Here is a 16,004-nt window from a genome sequence, read left to right as displayed (position 1 = left end):
GTCTGACTTCAATTAAAGGAACCCTGGTCCCGTTTGGAAGGGCATGCCATGTTCACCACCGTCTGGACCGCGTCACCTCAGCTGCCGAGTGAGGGCTTCACCCCCAACTGGTCCCGGGAGGGCTTCTGGCGGCAGTCGCTGCGTCAGGTCGTCCGGCTGAGCGGGGGTGGGGACCGGGTGCGGGTGCGGCTGTCCCACGCGTACGGCACCTCGCCGGTGCGGATCGCGGGCGCGAGCGCGGGGTACGCGGGATCGTCGACGCGGCTCACCTTCGACGGCGGGCCGGACGCCGAGATCCCCGCGCGCGGGGAGATCGTCAGCGACGCCGTCCGACTCCCCGTCGCGACGGGGGAGTCGATGACGGTCACGCTGTATTTCGACACGGCGACCGGGCCCGCGACCTTCCACGCACAGGCCTTCACGACCAGCCGGCGGGGAGAGGGCGACCTGCTGGACGACGTGGACGGGGAGGGGTTCGACGCGGCGAGCGAGTCCTGGTACTTCCTGAGCGCGGTGGAGGTGGACGCCGGCCGGACGGACGGGGTCGCGCTGTTCGGGGACTCCCTCACGGACGGGTTCGGATCCACACCGGGTGCGGACCGACGCTGGTCGGACACGCTGGCCCGGCTCACGGGGCGGCCCGTCCTGAACGCGGGGATCGGCGGGAACCTGCTGCTCAACGACTCCGCGTGGTACGGGGAGAAGGGGGTTCACCGGTTGCGGCGGGACGTCCTGGACCGGCCGGGTGCGGACACGCTGGTCGTGCTGCTCGGGCTCAACGACATCGGGTTCAGCGAGACGGACGAGCAGCCGACGTACAAGCCGGCGCCGGTGGTGGAGGCGGACGAGATCGTCGCCGGGTACCGGGAGTTGATACGGCAGGCAAGGGGTCGCGGACTGCGGGTGGTGGGTGCGACCCTGCTGCCCTTCGGCGGGTCCGACCACTGGGGTGAGCACGCGGCCAAGGTGAGCCACGAGGTCAACGAGTGGATCCGCTGCTCAGGGGAGTACGACGCCGTGGTGGACCTGCAACGGCTGATGGCCGATCCGCAGGACCCGGACCGGCTCGACCCCGCCTACGACTTCGGCGATCACCTGCATCCGAACGACGAGGGATACGAGGTGATGGCCGAAGCCGTGGCGGCGGTCCTCTAACCGGGCCAGCAGGAACGTGCCCAGGCCGTCGGCCCTGGCTTGGGCAGCCGGTGTGCCGCGATGCGGGACGGGTCCGACCACCCGTCCCGCTGCTCGGGGGCGCCGGACGGAGCGTCTGCTGCCGCCGCGGCGCGGGCTCGGACCACCGCCAGAGCGGCGGCCAGCTCCTCGGGGGTGGGGTTGCCCCGTACGACTCTGATCGTCACAGCGGCTCCTTAGAGGGGGATGTTGCCGTGCTTCTTCGGGGGCAGGGACTCCCGCTTGGTGCGCAGCTGGCGCAGGCCGCGGACGATGTGGCGGCGGGTGTCGGACGGCATGATGACCGAGTCGACGTAGCCGCGCTCGGCCGCGACGTAGGGGTTGAGGAGGGTGTCCTCGTACTCCCGGATCAGCCGGGCGCGGACCACCTCCAGATCCTCCCCGTTCGCCTCCGCCTCGGCGATCGTGCGCCGGTGCAGGATGTTGACCGCTCCCTGGGCGCCCATGACGGCGATCTGGGCGGTCGGCCAGGCGAGGTTGAGGTCGGCGCCCAGGTGCTTGGAGCCCATGACGTCGTAGGCGCCGCCGAAGGCCTTGCGGGTGATCACCGTGATCAGCGGGACCGTGGCCTCCGCGTACGCGTAGATCAGCTTGGCGCCGCGGCGGATGATGCCGTCGTGCTCCTGGTCGACGCCCGGGAGGAAGCCGGGCACGTCCACGAAGGTGATGACCGGGATGTTGAAGGCGTCGCAGGTACGGACGAAGCGCGCCGCCTTCTCGCTCGCCGTGATGTCGAGGCAGCCGGCGAACTGCATCGGCTGGTTGGCGACGATGCCCACCGGGTGCCCCTCCACGCGGCCGAAGCCGGTGAGGATGTTCGGCGCGAACAGGGCTTGTGTCTCGAAGAACTCGGCGTCGTCCAGGACGTGTTCGATCACCGAGTGCATGTCGTACGGCTGGTTCGCGCTGTCCGGCACGATCGTGTCCAGCTCGCGGTCCTCGTCGGTGAGGGCGAGGTCCGCCTCCTCCGCGAAGACCGGCGCCTCGGAGAGGTTGTTGGACGGCAGGTACGACAGCAACTGCTTGACGTACTCGATGGCGTCCTTCTCGTCCCCGGCCATGTGATGCGCCACGCCGGACACCGAGTTGTGGGTGCGGGCGCCGCCCAGCTCCTCGAAGCCGACGTCCTCGCCGGTGACCGTCTTGATGACGTCCGGGCCGGTGATGAACATGTGCGAGGTCTGGTCGACCATCACCGTGAAGTCGGTGATGGCGGGGGAGTACACGGCGCCACCCGCGCACGGCCCGACGACCAGGCTGATCTGCGGGATGACCCCCGACGCGTGGGTGTTGCGGCGGAAGATCTCGCCGTACGCGCCGAGCGAGGCGACACCCTCCTGGATACGGGCACCACCCGAGTCGTTGATGCCGATGACCGGACAGCCGGTCTTCAGCGCGAAGTCCATGACCTTGACGATCTTCTGGCCGTAGACCTCGCCCAGGGCGCCGCCGAAGACGGTGAAGTCCTGCGAGAACACGGCGACGGGGCGGCCGTCGACGGTTCCGTACCCGGTGACGACCCCGTCGCCGTAGGGGCGGTTGTTCTCCAGGCCGAAGTCCGTCGAGCGATGCCGGGCGAACTCGTCGAACTCGACGAAGGAGTCCTCGTCGAGGAGCAGGTCGATGCGCTCACGGGCCGTCAACTTGCCCTTGGCATGCTGTTTCTCGACGGCACGTTCGGAGCCGGCGTGCGTAGCTTCCTGCGTGCGGCGCTGCAGATCCGCAAGCTTGCCCGCGGTGGTGTGGATGTCGATCTCTTCCGGCTCGGACATCGCTATGCGGCTCCCTGCCTGCTCAAAAGGGGGGACGGTTACTCATCCGTAGAGTAGTGGGGGGCCCATGAAACAGCAGGCCGGGCGATGGGTTCTGAGACCAACGCCACCGGACGTCTGAGATGAAGGCCACCTCCCACATTAGGGACCAATGGGGCATCCATCCGGTCCAGCGCCACCCAGCGGGCTGGAGGCAGGGCGAACGCGCGTACTCGTATTCGCCGGTTGGGGTGATCGCGGCGGGAAAGGGTGCGGGTGTGCGGGTCCCGTACGTACGGTCGCATGGCAAGAAGGGATGGATGAGCGGAACGTGGGCGGGGTGGGAGCGTGGCAGCAGCGGCGGAGACCGGTGGGGCGGGACATGCCCGGTACACGGTCCGGCTGCGTGTGTCGTCCACCGCTCGCACCGCCCTGACGGCGGAGTGGGACCGGTGCCGGTGGGTGTGGAACGAGTGCGTGGCCAAGTCCAGGGCAGTGCACCAGCGCAACAAGGCCACCGGAGAGAGCTGGACGTGCGGCCCTGCACAGCTCGACAGCATGCTGACCGAGGCACGTAAGGCGACCCCGTGGCTGCGCGAGGGCGGCTCGATGCCGCAGCAGCAGACCATCAGGGACTTCGGCCGGTCGCGCGCCAAGCTAGGACATCAAGGCCAGGCTGCCCATGGCACGCCGGGCCGGGACGCCTGGCTGGAAGACGAAGCGCGAGCATCTGCCTTCCCTCAACTACACCCGGCAGGGTTTCCGGGCTGAAGGGAGGCACACTGCACCTGGTCGGTGGGATCGCTTTGACTGTGGTGTGGTCACGGGAGCTGCCCGCTGCCCCTTCCAGTGTGCGCGTCTACCAGGACGTCATCGGCCACTGGTACGGCAGTTTCGTCGTCCCTGCCGCCGTCGAACTGTTATCGAGCACCGGTGCGGTGATCGGCATCGACTGGGGAGTGAAGGAGACCGCCACCACCACGTCCGATGCCCACGACCCCCCGCACGCCGAGCACGGCAAGAGGGCCAAGGAGAAGCTGTCGCGGTACGACCGGATGATGGCCCGCCGTAAGCCGAAGAAGGGCCAGGCCGCCTCGAAGGGCTACCGCGGGGCGAAACGACTGCGTGCCAAGGCGTGCAAGAAGGTCGCACGTCAGCGCCAGGACGCGGGCCGCAAATGGGCCAAGAAGGTCGTGACCGACCATGACGTGATCGCGGTCGAGGATTTCAAGCCGAAGTTCCTCAGCCGGACATCGATGGCGAGGAAGGCTGCTGACGCTGCCGTCGGAGCCACCAAGCGGGCCTTGATCGAGATGGCCCGCAAGCACGGCAGGACCCGGCTGGTGTCGAGGGCATGAGACCACCCGGGGTGCCGCCCCGGGTGGCTGCCTGAGCCAGGGATCCTCTCCCTTCGGGGAGGGGAGGATTCAATAGGGTGGCTTGCATGACGCCGCGAGATGCTTCAGACGACAACCGTTGGTCCGACCTCGAGCGGCCGCCGCTCAATGGGGCCGCGCTGCGGCGGGGGCTGGTGCGGGATGGTGGGCATGGGGGGCTGTACTGCGATGTGGATGTCGTGCAGCGCACCGGGTCCACCAACAACGACCTGGTGGGGCTCGCCGTCAAGGGGGACGCCGAGGAGGGTGCGGTTCTGGTCGCCGAGGAGCAGACGGCCGGGCGGGGGCGGCTGGATCGGCAGTGGACGGCGCCGGCGCGTTCGGGGCTGTTCTTCTCCGTTCTGTTGAAGCCGGCCGAGGTGCCGGTGGCGCGCTGGGGGTGGCTGCCGTTGTTGACCGGTGTTGCCGTCGCGACGGGGCTGTCGCGGGCGGCGGGCATTGACACGGCACTCAAGTGGCCCAATGACCTGCTGGTTTCCGTCGGCGGCGAGGAGCGCAAGGCCGGTGGGATCCTCGCGGAGCGGGCCGGTGAGGCCGGGGTCGTGGTCGGGGTCGGCATCAATGTCACGTTGCGTGAGGACGAGCTGCCGGTGCCGCAGGCGGGTTCGCTGCTGCTGGCCGGGGCGATCACCACGGACCGTGATCCCCTGCTGCGGGCCGTGCTGCGGTCGCTGGAGGAGTGGTACGGGCGGTGGCGCGAGGCCGGCGGTGACCCCGTGGCGAGCGGTCTCCAGGAGACGTACGCGGCGGCCTGCGCGACCCTGGGGCGGACGGTACGCGCGGAGCTGCCGGGCGATCGTTCGATCACTGGGGAGGCGGTGGCGGTGGACGGCGACGGCCGCCTGGTGATCGCGACGCAGGAGGGCGTGCAGGAGCCGGTGGGAGCGGGAGACATCGTTCACCTGCGACCTGCGTGAACGCATGTCCCCGGGCACGTACCCTCAACCACCCCTTCTCTCGGCTCCACGGGAGTGAGCTACGGCACACCTGACGTAAAGTAAAGGCCGGTCGATACCTGACCGCGGCAGATCGGAAGGGCAGCAGGCGTGACCGTCGACGACACGGGTTCCGGCGCGGACACGAACGGCGCCACCCCCGGGGGGGACCCGCACCCGCTCGCCGTGCGTCTGGAGGCGCTGATCCTCGGCGCCGAGCGGCGCTACACGCCCTTCCAGGCGGCCCGTACCGCCGGTGTCTCGATGGAGCTGGCCACCCGCTTCTGGCGGGCGATGGGCTTCGCGGACGTCGGACAGGCCAAGGCGTTCACGGAAGCCGACGTCCTCGCGCTGCGGCGCCTCGCCGGTCTGGTCGAGGCGGGGCTGCTGAGCGAGGCGATGGCCGTGCAGGTGGCCAGGTCCACCGGGCAGACCACCGCCCGGCTCGCGGAGTGGCAGATCGACTCCTTCCTGGAGGGCCTGACCGAGCCGCCCGAGCCGGGGATGACCCGTACCGAGGTGACGTACCCGATCATCGAGCTGCTCCTGCCCGAGCTGGAGGAGTTCCTCGTCTACGTCTGGCGGCGCCAGCTCGCCGCCTCGGCGGGCCGGGTCGTGCAGGCCGCCGACGACGAGGAGATGGTGGACCGGCGGCTCGCGGTCGGGTTCGCCGACCTCGTCGGGTTCACGCGGCTGACCCGTCGTATGGAGGAGGAGGAACTCGGCGAGCTCGTCGAGGCCTTCGAGACCACCGCCGCCGATCTGGTCGCCGCGCACGGCGGCCGGCTCATCAAGACCCTCGGCGACGAGGTGCTGTACGCCGCCGACGACGCGGGTGTCGCCGCCGAGATCGCGCTGCGGCTCATCGAGACGATGGCGAACGACGAGACCATGCCGGAGCTGCGCGTCGGCATCGCCTTCGGCACGGTGACCACTCGTATGGGCGATGTCTTCGGTACGACGGTGAACCTGGCCTCCCGGCTGACCTCGATAGCTCCCCGGGACGCCGTGCTCGTCGACGCCGCGTTCGCCGAGGAGCTGATCCGCACCACCGAGGCTCCCGCCTCCGAGGCGGAGGCCGCCGAGGCCGCGGCGACCGCCGAGAAGGAGGGCGAGGAGCCGCCGACGTACCGCTTCGGGCTCCAGCCGATGTGGCAGCGGCCGGTGCGAGGTCTTGGCGTGGTCGAGCCTTGGTTGTTGACGCGGAGGTCCGGCGGGGCGCCGTAACGGCGGGCTGCGGCCGGTGAGGGCTGGTCGCGCCCTCGCGGCGGTGGCGGCCGCATGTCGATGCAGCCCCGCGCCGGATTCAACGGCCCAAGGGGCCCACGCACAACCCGATGACCGGTACGCACACGCCTCCGGGCTGGTTCGGTTCCGGGTCCGGCGCGTTCGTGCTCTGGCTCGGAGCGGGCGCCGGCTGCGGGGCCGCGCTGCTCGGGGTCGCCGCCGGGGGTGTGGTCGCGGGTGCCGGGGTGTTCGGGGCGTCGGGGATGGTCGTGGCGACGGCCGCGGGGACCACGGAGCCCGCCGGTGCGGGGGTCGTCGCGGACGGGAGCGGTACGAGGGTGCCGGCCGCCGTCGGTGCCGCGCCGGCCCCGCCCATCGTGGCGGTCGCCGCCGGGCTCACCTTCGGTACCGAACCGACGGTCGCGGCGGCGTTGGTCGCCCGGTCCGTGCCGGTGCCCGGGTCGTCGAAGCGGGGTTCGGCCTCCGTGGTGCCGGTGCCCGGGCCGCCGCCGAGGCCGGGCTCGGACGCCAGTCGTACGAGGCTCAGCGCTCCGGCGGCCAGGGCGAGTCCGCCGGCGGCGAGGAGGATCTTGCGGGGGCGGGGGCGGCGGTGCCGGCCACGGGGAGCCGCGAAGAGGCTGGGCGGTGCGATCTCCGGAGCCTGGGCGAAGGCCGCGTCCAGCCGTGGTGCGGTGTCCGTCATCGTCGTCATCGCGATCCCTCCCCATGCGCTCGCGCCCCCGGTGCGCCGCGCCGGAGCGCACGCTATGCGCTCCTGTGGGCGGTGCGACCCGAGTTGGGCGGGATCTCACTCGAACGGGGAGTCGGGCGGGAATGCGGGAACCGCCCGCGCCTGCTGCCCTTTCGCGCCGGGGGCCGGGCTGCGATGATCGGGGCGGACGTTGTTAACCCGCGTTAACCGGAGGGTGTCATGAGCGAGGAACGGTTCGGGGAGTTCGTGCTGGTGCGGCGGCACGGGCACGTCGCGGAGCTCGCCCTCGACCGGCCGAAGGCCATGAACGCCGTGTCGACGGAGATGGCCCGGTCGCTGGCGGCGGCCTGTGCGGCGCTGGGGGACGACAAGGACGTACGGGTGGTCGTGCTGACGTCGACGCACGAGCGGGCGTTCTGTGTCGGGGCGGATCTCAAGGAACGGAACTCCTTCAGCGACGCCGACCTGGTGCGCCAGCGGCCGGTGGCTCGCGGTGCGTACACCGGAGTGCTGGAACTCCCGGTGCCGACGATCGCGGCGGTGCACGGATTCGCTCTCGGCGGCGGCTTCGAGCTGGCCCTGTCGTGTGACGTGATCGTGGCGGACCGCACGGCGGTGGTGGGGTTGCCGGAGGTCTCGGTCGGGGTGATTCCGGGCGGTGGGGGTACGCAGTTGCTCCCGCGTCGGGTGGGTGCCGCCCGGGCCGCGGAACTGATCTTCACGGCGCGGCGGGTGGAGGCCGGGGAGGCCCGGGAGCTGGGGCTCGTGGATCTGCTCGTGGAGGAGGGGCGGGACCGGGAGGAGGCGCTGGGGTTGGGGGCGCGGATCGCCGCGAACTCCCCGGTGGGGTTGAGAGCCGCGAAGAAGGCGTTGCGGCTCGGGCATGGGCTGGACCTGAGGGCGGGCCTCGAGGTCGAGGACGCGGCGTGGAGGTCGGTGGCGTTCTCGGGGGACCGGGCGGAGGGAGTGCGGGCGTTCAACGAGAAGAGGACGCCCGAGTGGCCGGGGGAGTGAGCCCGGTGCGACGGGGTGCGGCGACATGTGACTGGCGGTGACTGCGCGCACCTAAGGGGCGCGGGGAACTGCGCGACCGGCCCCCACGCACCCGCACTCCGCCGAACCGCTCAGCCACCCCACCTTTCCGGCGCCCCCAACACCTGTTCGGCGCATCAATGTCCCTGTTCGTCCCAAACCTCCCTAGCCTGGAGTGATGGGTGAGGACAAGCGGCTCGCGGCCGTCGTCGCGTTGGCTCAGGGCATGGCGGCAGCCCATGGTTCACGCGAGGCGTGGCGCGCCGCGGCGACCGGTGCCTGCCGGGCCCTCGGTGGGAGCTTCGCCGCGCTGTCCGTATGGGAGCGGGAGCTCGGGCGCCTCAGGGTCCTCGTCAACGTCGGGGAGCGGGCGCCCGACGAGAAGGAGTTCCCCGACGGCGAGGCGTACCCCGTCCACCAGTTCCCCGAGATCACCGAGTTCCTGCACGAGCGGTGGGCCGGGGGCGGCGAGCCCAACGCTTGGGTGGAGACGGCCGAGGGACCCGCCGCCGGGCGCCGGCCCGGATACGTCCACCAGCGAGTCGCCGCCCTGCGCAGGAGAGGCCGCGGCTGCTGCGTCGTCGCCCCCATCGTGCTCAACGGCCGCGCCTGGGGCGAGCTCTACGTCGCCCGCCCCGCCGGGCAACCCGTCTTCGACCGCGCCGACGCCGACTTCGCCACCGTCCTCGCCTCCGTCGTCGCCGCCGGGATCGCCCAGACCGAGCGGCTGGAGGAGGCGAGACGGCTGGCGTTCACCGACGCGCTCACCGGTCTCGCGAACCGTCGGGCCGTCGACGTACGCCTTGACGAAGCGGTGGAGCGGCACAAGCGGGAGGGTGTCGTCGTCAGCCTCGTCGTCTGCGATCTGAACGGGCTCAAGCGCGTCAACGACACCCAGGGGCACGCCGTCGGGGACCGGCTGCTGGAGCGGTTCGGGTCCGTTCTCTCCCTCTGCGGCGCCATGCTGCCGGGGGCGCTCGCCGCGCGGCTCGGCGGGGACGAGTTCTGTCTGCTCGTCGTGGGCCCCGGTGCCGACGAGGTGGTGAAGGCCGCCGACGAACTGTGCCGCCGGGCCGCCGAGTTGGAACTGGGGGACGGTGTGGCCTGCGGTGTCGCGTCGACCGAGGATCCCATCGGGCCCGTCCGCTCCGCCCGCCGGCTGTTCCGGCTCGCCGACGCCGCCCAGTACCGGGCGAAGGCCGAACGCGCCGCCAAGCCGGTGGTCGCGGGGCGGGAGGGGCCCGACGACCCGGTCGTACGACTGGCCGACGCGCCCTCCCGGGAGGGGCATGCGGAGCGTCGGCGGTTCCGGGGGCGGCGTCTGTGACGTACGCACGGGTAAGGGGCAAACCCCGCCCCCACTCGTGACATCCTCGTCTTCAGTGCGTACGCTCCTGAATATGGATATGCACACTGTGGTGGTGGAGACGTCCGGGGTGACCGCGTCCGACGTTCTCGCCGTGGCGCGCGACGGCGCCCGGATCGAGCTCTCCGCCGAGGCGGTCACGGCGCTCGCCGCCGCCCGCGAGATCGTGGAGGCGCTGGCCGCCAAGCCCGACCCCGTCTACGGCGTGAGCACCGGCTTCGGCGCACTGGCGACCCGGCACATCAGCACCGAGCTCCGCGCCCAGCTCCAGCGCAACATCGTCCGCTCGCACGCCGCCGGCATGGGCCCGCGGGTGGAGCGGGAGGTCGTACGGGCGCTGATGTTCCTGCGGCTGAAGACCGTCTGCTCGGGCCGCACCGGTGTCCGTCCCGAGGTCGCGCAGACCATGGCCGACGTCCTGAACGCCGGGATCACCCCCGTCGTCCACGAGTACGGCTCCCTCGGCTGCTCCGGCGACCTCGCGCCTCTGTCCCACTGCGCCCTCACGCTCATGGGCGAGGGGGACGCCGAGGGACCGGACGGGGTCCTGCGGCCCGCCGGTGAGCTGCTCGCCACCCACGGCATCGCCCCCGTCGAGCTGCGGGAGAAGGAGGGCCTCGCCCTTCTCAACGGCACCGACGGCATGCTCGGCATGCTGGTCATGGCACTCGCCGACCTCGACATGCTCTACAAGTCGGCCGACATCACGGCCGCCCTGTCGATGGAGGGCCTGCTCGGCACCGACAAGGTCCTCGCCCCCGAACTGCACGCCATCCGCCCCCACCCGGGGCAGGGCGCCAGCGCCGCCAACATGCTGGCCGTACTGAAGGGTTCGCAGCTCACCGGGCATCACCAGGACGACGCGCCGCGCGTGCAGGACGCCTACTCGGTGCGCTGCGCCCCGCAGGTCGCGGGCGCCGGGCGGGACACGATGGCGCATGCGCGGCTGGTCGCCGAGCGCGAGCTGGCGTCCGCCGTCGACAACCCCGTCGTACTGCCCGACGGGCGGGTCGAGTCCAACGGCAACTTCCATGGCGCACCCGTCGCCTACGTCCTGGACTTCCTGGCCATCGCCGCCGCCGACCTCGCCTCCATCGCGGAGCGGCGTACCGACCGGCTGCTCGACAAGAACCGCAGCCACGGTCTGCCGCCGTTCCTCGCGGACGACGCGGGCGTCGACTCGGGGCTGATGATCGCCCAGTACACCCAGGCCGCGCTGGTGAGCGAGATGAAGCGGCTGGCCGTGCCGGCGTCGGCGGACTCGATCCCGTCCTCCGCGATGCAGGAGGACCACGTGTCCATGGGCTGGTCGGCGGCGCGCAAGCTGCGGACGGCCGTCGACAACCTCACCCGGGTCGTCGCCGTCGAGCTGTACGCCGCCACGCGCGCGGTGGAGCTGCGCGAGGGGCTGTCCCCGGCGCCGGCCTCGCAGGCGGTCATCGAGGCCGTACGGAAGGCGGGCGTCCAGGGTCCGGGCCCGGACCGGTTCCTCGCGCCCGACCTGGCCGCGGCGGACGCGTTCGTACGCAGCGGGCAGCTGGTGGCGGCGGCCGAGACGGTCACCGGACCGCTTCGGTAGACGGCATGAAGGGGCCCTGTCGTGCGACAGGGCCCCCTTGCGACGGTGCTTACTTGAGCTTCTTGGCCTGCGCGTCGACGACGGTGCCGTCGACCGGGTACGCCTTGCCGGTCATCAGCGAGCCGAGGTTGATCGTGTAGTACGTGGCGATGGTGTTGCCGTGGCGGACGACCTCGGCGTGGACGGTACCGGTGTCGGCCGAGCCCTCCATCTCGCCCTCGGAGGCGAAGGCGATCGACTCGTCGCCGGTGCCCGAGCCCTTCTCCGCGGTGATCTTGGTGAGCTTCTGCTTCTCACCGTCCGCGGTGACCGTGAAGCCGCCGGAGCAGCCCTCGACGGCGTCCGAGACGGACTTGAAGGTCTTGGCCGCGCCGTCGCCCTCGTAGGACGAGAGGCCGACGATCGTCACGTTGACGCTCATCGCGTCCGTGAGGGTGTCCTCCACCTCGCCCTCCGCCAGGTCCTCCACGGACTTGGAGGCGGTGTCGGTGGGGTTCTTCTCCTGAGTGGCCTGGACGCTGGTCTCCGCGGCCGCGTCACCGGGCGCCTGGGCCGACATGGCGAAGGCGAGCGGCCGGCACTTCTCGTCGGAGGTCGTGACCTCGTCCTTGGTCTCCGGAGCCCCGAGCGTCTTGGCGACCTTGTAGCCGTCCACATCGCCCTGGGCGAGGATCAGCTTCTGCAGTTCGGCCGCGGTGTACGTCTTCCCGGCCGGGGCGGACGAGGAGGAATCCGACCCCGTTTCCTTGGCGTCGTCCGAACCCTCGTCCGAACAGCCCGTGATGAGGGCGAGTGACAGCGCGCTCACGGCGAGCGTGGCGCCTATGCGCGCCCCCGATGATCTCTTCATGAGCGGACTATGAGGTTTTGGTCAAACGCGCGTCAAGTCGATTCAAAACCCGAGACGTTCCCGGCGCACCGAATAGACGACGAAACCGGCACCGAGGCCGAGGAAGGCCGTGCCGCCGACGACGTACGGCGTGGTGTCGAAGCTGCCGGTGTCGGCGAGCCGGGCGCCGTCCTGCGTGTCCTGGTCCTGGGCCGACTCGGCGGTCGTGGCCCTGGCCTGCTGCGTGACCTGCGTTCTCGCCGGTTCGTCCTGGGACGCGTTGGCGGAAGGGACGAACCACAGGGCGCCCAGGAGGGTGCCCGCGGCGGTGGCGGTCAGCAACGAACGGCGAGCGGATGACACGGAATATCGATCCCCTTGTGGCGCTGGCGAATTGGCCGTGTGGGGCGATGTTAATGAAAGGGGCGGGTCACAGGAAAGTCACGGGGGCGAAGGGCCGTACTCTCCGGGACATGAGCACTTCAGAGACATCACGTTTTGTCCGCCTTCGCGTGGAACTCGTCGTCGAGATCGGCGACGAGGAGGCCGTGACGAGGGCCGCGTTGGAGCGGATCGCCGACGATTCCGAGATGCCGGCCGACGAGCAGACCCACGCCGAGAGCGCTGTGACGGAAGACACCGCGGAGGCCCTCGCGTATCTCGTCGATCCGTTCGACCTGGTCAGCGAGGTACCCGGGGTCGAACTCGTGCAGGCCTCCTGGTCGAGCGAGCAGATCGACTACGACCCGGATTCGCCGGAGTGGGACCTCGACGAGGATGATGTGACCGAGGACGACGACGAAGAAGCGGCAGTGGTGGCCGGCTGAGCAGTCTTGGGGAAATCGTGACCCCGGACGGCAACCGCCGCCCGGGGTTTACTCGTCTCAGGGGGCGCACGAACCGCCCGCGGCGCAGTCGTTAGTGGCTGCAGTCGCACCACCCGCCACGGCGGACGTGGTGTGCCCCACACCTTCGAAGAATGTGGAACGGGACGAACCGGTCGTAGCGTTGAAGATTCATTAACGGGGACTCTCGGGGTTTTGGGGATTCGGCAACGATGGAGAAGCGTGTGATGACGGTCAGTAAGCGGCGCAGGGGCCTTACGGTCGCGTCCGCACTGCTCGGCGGTGTGCTCGTACTGTCGGCCTGTTCCAGCGGCGACAACGATGCCTCTGGCAGCAGCAACGACACCTCGCAGGCCAAGGCCGACGAGGCGGCGGCCAAGAAGACGTCCGAGGCCGACATCAAGATCACGCCCAAGGACGGCTCGGACAACGCCTCCATCAACAACTCGGCCGCCGTCACCGTGAGCAAGGGCACGCTCACGGACGTCTCCATGACGACCGCCGACGGCGCCGAGGTCGCGGGCGCGCTGTCCGCCGACAAGACCAGCTGGAAGCCGAGCGCCCAGCTGGAGCGCTCGACCACCTACAAGCTGGCCGCCGAGGCCAAGGACTCCGACGGCCGCGTGGCCCACGAGAACGCCTCGTTCACCACGGTCTCCCCGACCAACAGCTTCATAGGCAACTTCACGCCGGAGGACGGTTCCACCGTCGGCGTGGGCATGCCGGTGTCGATCAACTTCGACAAGGCGATCACCAACAAGTCGGCCGTCCAGAAGGGCATCACCGTCTCCTCGTCCAGCGGCCAGGAGGTCGTCGGGCACTGGTTCAACGCCAACCGCATCGACTTCCGCCCGGACGACTACTGGACCGAGAACTCCACCGTCACGCTGAAGCTCGCGCTCGACGGTGTCGAGGGCGCGGACGGTGTCTACGGCGTCCAGCAGAAGACGGTCACCTTCAAGATCGGCCGCAACCAGGTCACGTACGTCGACGCGAAGACCAAGCAGATGAAGGTCACGCAGGACGGCAAGACGGTCAAGACGATCCCGATCTCGGCCGGCTCCCCGGAGAACAAGACGTACGAGGGCATCATGGTGATGTCCGAGAAGTTCAAGGAGACGCGCATGAACGGCGCGACCGTGGGCTTCACCGACGACGACGGCAAGGGCGAGTACGACATCAAGGACGTGCCGCACGCCATCCGCCTCACCAACTCCGGCACCTTCGTGCACGGCAACTACTGGGGCGCGAAGTCCATCTTCGGCAGCGTGAACACCAGCCACGGCTGCGTCGGCCTCTCGGACACCAAGGGCGCCAACGACAAGGGCACCGCGGGCTACTGGTTCTACAACAACTCGATCGTCGGCGACGTCGTGATCGTCCAGAACACCGGCGACAAGACGGTCTCCCCGGACAACGGCCTCAACGGCTGGAACCTCAGCTGGGCCGACTGGAAGGCCGGCTCGGCCGCCTGATCCAGGGTCTGTTCACAGTTTTCCGATGCCGCCCCCAGGGGCGGCATCGGTGTTTCTGGGCCTCACCACAGCCTTCTCATGCATCTCTTATTTAGGCCTTATCCAGTCATCACGCGCCGTACCTAGCTTGCGGCGCATGTTCTTCACCTACCTGAGGCGCGAACTGCGCCGCCGCAGAAAGGCGGCCCTCGTCGTCGCCTCCGGGCTCGCGCTCGGTATCGCGCTGGTCATCGTGGTCAACTCCGTGTCCTCCGGCATGGGCAAGGCCCAGGACAAGGTCCTGGAGTCGCTCTACGGTCTCGGCACGGACATGACGGTCACCAAGGCCGCCCCGGCGCAGTCGGGCGACAACGCCCAGCAGCGCCCCCGCTTCGAGTTCGACGCGCAGGACAGCGACTCCGACGCGGAGCAGAGCAGCGACATCGTCATGCCCCAGGGCTTCCAGACGCTGGCCGCCACCACCGTCACCAAGGTCGGCTCGCAGAAGGGTGTCTCGGACGCGGTCGGCGGTCTGAGCCTCCAGGTCGTCAAGGTCGACGGTCAGTTCACCCGCGGCCAGTTCCAGCAGAACGACAACGGCGGCCAGCAGCAGGGCGGCCCCGGTGGGAACGGCGGCGGCACCGGCCAGCCGCAGGGCGAAGTGCGGGGCGGCGGCGCCAACTTCGACGTCAACAACTACTCCGTCTACGGCACCGACGTCACCCAGTCCGGGGCCGGCCCGCTGACCTCCTCCAAGATCACCAGCGGCCGTACCTTCAAGTCGACGGAGACCGACGCCAAGGTGACCGTCGTCGACTCGGCCTACGCCAAGGAGAAGGAGCTCAAGGTCGGCTCCACGGTCACCGTCAAGAAGGTCGAGTTCAAGGTGATCGGCGTCGCGACCGCGGACAGCGGTGACGCGGCGGCCAACCTGTACATCCCGCTCAAGCAGGCGCAGACGATCAGCGACCAGAAGAACAAGGTCACCACGATCTACGTCAAGGCGACGGACTCCCAGCAGATCGACGCCGTCAAGTCGACCATCCAGAAGAACATCTCGGGTACGACCGTGACGACCTCCGCCGACCTCGCGGACACCGTCTCCGGCTCCCTCTCCACCGCCTCCGACCTCGCCACCAGCGTCGGCAAGTGGCTCTCCATCGCGGTTCTCATCGCCGCGTTCCTGGTCGCCGGTCTGCTGACCTCCTCGGCGGTCTCCCGCCGGGTCCGCGAGTTCGGCACGCTCAAGGCCCTGGGCTGGCGCTCGGGCCGGGTGACCCGGCAGGTCGTCGGCGAAGCCATGGTCAACGGGCTGCTCGGCGGCGCGCTGGGGATCGCGCTCGGCCTGGCGGGCGCGTACGTGGTGACCGCCATCAGCCCCACTCTCCAGGCCCAGTTGGGCGGCTCGACCGGAGGCGGCGGAGGCGCGGGCGGCGGCCCCGGCGGTGGCGGCGGCTTCGGCGGCGGCCCTGGCCGGGCGGCGACGTCCAAGACCCTGGAGGTCGCCCTGACGGCCCCGGTGAGCGTGACGACCGTGGCCATCGCGGTGGGCCTCGCGGTGGCCGGCGGCCTGATCGCGGGCGCGTTCGGCGGCTGGCGCGCATCACGCCTGCGTCCGGCGGACGCGCTGAGGAGAGTCGAGTAGCGAGGGGTTCTGCGTGGCCGACGGGACTTGACCCACTC

14 protein-coding genes and 1 pseudogene are annotated in these 16,004 nt (G+C 70.3%); 10 read left to right on the top strand and 5 right to left on the bottom strand.

The features are described 5' to 3' along the window. The first annotated feature begins 48 nt into the window (after nucleotides 1-48). Entirely contained in the window at nucleotides 49-1,155 is a 1,107-nt protein-coding gene (locus tag ACWD3I_RS12095; RefSeq protein WP_365392098.1) for an SGNH/GDSL hydrolase family protein, read from the top strand. Here the strand turns inward: ACWD3I_RS12095 and ACWD3I_RS12090 are convergent. Both ACWD3I_RS12090 and ACWD3I_RS12085 read right to left on the bottom strand, forming a co-directional pair. Continuing rightward, on the bottom strand, nucleotides 1,152-1,361 hold the full coding sequence (locus ACWD3I_RS12090; RefSeq protein ID WP_365392096.1) for an acyl-CoA carboxylase subunit epsilon: 210 nt from the start codon (nucleotides 1,359-1,361) through the stop codon (nucleotides 1,152-1,154). The two genes, ACWD3I_RS12095 and ACWD3I_RS12090, sit on opposite strands and share 4 nt — an antisense overlap. A 9-nt stretch (nucleotides 1,362-1,370) precedes the next feature. Then, nucleotides 1,371-2,966, bottom strand: coding sequence for an acyl-CoA carboxylase subunit beta (locus tag ACWD3I_RS12085; protein WP_365392094.1), 1,596 nt, complete (start codon nucleotides 2,964-2,966; stop codon nucleotides 1,371-1,373). A 327-nt stretch (nucleotides 2,967-3,293) separates the two neighbouring features. Between ACWD3I_RS12085 and ACWD3I_RS12080 the strand changes: the two are divergent. From ACWD3I_RS12080 to ACWD3I_RS12070, 3 genes and pseudogenes are all read left to right on the top strand, one after another. Then, nucleotides 3,294-4,300 (top strand): annotated as a pseudogene (locus ACWD3I_RS12080) (RNA-guided endonuclease InsQ/TnpB family protein); the annotation flags it as partial. Nucleotides 4,301-4,389: 89 nt separating this feature from the next. Beyond that, a complete protein-coding gene (locus tag ACWD3I_RS12075; protein ID WP_365392091.1) occupies nucleotides 4,390-5,259 on the top strand; it encodes a biotin--[acetyl-CoA-carboxylase] ligase in 870 nt (289 codons plus the stop codon). A gap of 129 nt (nucleotides 5,260-5,388) precedes the next feature. Further along, entirely contained in the window at nucleotides 5,389-6,504 is a 1,116-nt protein-coding gene (locus ACWD3I_RS12070) for an adenylate/guanylate cyclase domain-containing protein (RefSeq protein ID WP_365392089.1), read from the top strand. A gap of 79 nt (nucleotides 6,505-6,583) precedes the next feature. On the opposite strand, the gene ACWD3I_RS12065 is transcribed toward ACWD3I_RS12070, so the two are convergent. Further along, the gene (locus ACWD3I_RS12065; protein ID WP_365392087.1) at nucleotides 6,584-7,216 is read right to left on the bottom strand and encodes a hypothetical protein; all 633 of its coding nucleotides are present in this window, start codon (nucleotides 7,214-7,216) and stop codon (nucleotides 6,584-6,586) included. 219 nt (nucleotides 7,217-7,435) lie between these two features. Between ACWD3I_RS12065 and ACWD3I_RS12060 the strand changes: the two genes are divergently transcribed. The 3 genes from ACWD3I_RS12060 (at nucleotide 7,436) to hutH (ending at nucleotide 11,193) form a co-directional block, all read left to right on the top strand. Beyond that, nucleotides 7,436-8,230 (top strand): enoyl-CoA hydratase/isomerase family protein, encoded by a 795-nt coding sequence (locus tag ACWD3I_RS12060; protein WP_266888714.1) that lies wholly within the window; start codon nucleotides 7,436-7,438, stop codon nucleotides 8,228-8,230. Between the two features lie 196 nt (nucleotides 8,231-8,426). Further along, nucleotides 8,427-9,575: a GGDEF domain-containing protein gene (locus tag ACWD3I_RS12055; protein ID WP_365392084.1), complete on the top strand. Its 1,149-nt coding sequence runs from the start codon at nucleotides 8,427-8,429 to the stop codon at nucleotides 9,573-9,575. A 79-nt stretch (nucleotides 9,576-9,654) separates the two neighbouring features. Further along, entirely contained in the window at nucleotides 9,655-11,193 is a 1,539-nt protein-coding gene (gene hutH, locus ACWD3I_RS12050) for a histidine ammonia-lyase (protein ID WP_365392558.1), read from the top strand. A 49-nt stretch (nucleotides 11,194-11,242) separates the two neighbouring features. Here hutH and ACWD3I_RS12045 read toward each other — a convergent pair whose 3' ends face one another. Continuing rightward, on the bottom strand, nucleotides 11,243-12,043 hold the full coding sequence (locus ACWD3I_RS12045) for a hypothetical protein (RefSeq protein ID WP_365392082.1): 801 nt from the start codon (nucleotides 12,041-12,043) through the stop codon (nucleotides 11,243-11,245). 42 nt (nucleotides 12,044-12,085) lie between these two features. After that, complete coding sequence (locus tag ACWD3I_RS12040) at nucleotides 12,086-12,385, bottom strand: LPXTG cell wall anchor domain-containing protein (protein ID WP_365392080.1); 300 nt, start codon at nucleotides 12,383-12,385, stop codon at nucleotides 12,086-12,088. A gap of 110 nt (nucleotides 12,386-12,495) precedes the next feature. Here ACWD3I_RS12040 and ACWD3I_RS12035 point away from each other — a divergent pair, with 110 nt between their 5' ends. From ACWD3I_RS12035 to ACWD3I_RS12025, 3 genes are all read left to right on the top strand, one after another. Beyond that, nucleotides 12,496-12,849, top strand: coding sequence for a hypothetical protein (locus ACWD3I_RS12035; protein WP_365392078.1), 354 nt, complete (start codon nucleotides 12,496-12,498; stop codon nucleotides 12,847-12,849). A 230-nt stretch (nucleotides 12,850-13,079) separates the two neighbouring features. Continuing rightward, nucleotides 13,080-14,342: a L,D-transpeptidase gene (locus ACWD3I_RS12030; protein WP_365392076.1), complete on the top strand. Its 1,263-nt coding sequence runs from the start codon at nucleotides 13,080-13,082 to the stop codon at nucleotides 14,340-14,342. Nucleotides 14,343-14,478: 136 nt separating this feature from the next. Next, complete coding sequence (locus ACWD3I_RS12025) at nucleotides 14,479-15,966, top strand: ABC transporter permease (RefSeq protein ID WP_365392074.1); 1,488 nt, start codon at nucleotides 14,479-14,481, stop codon at nucleotides 15,964-15,966. Nucleotides 15,967-16,004 lie beyond the last annotated feature (38 nt).

The sequence above is a fragment of the Streptomyces sp. NPDC002817 genome, from assembly GCF_053592055.1.
This window is presented reverse-complemented; position numbering and strand designations above follow the sequence as displayed.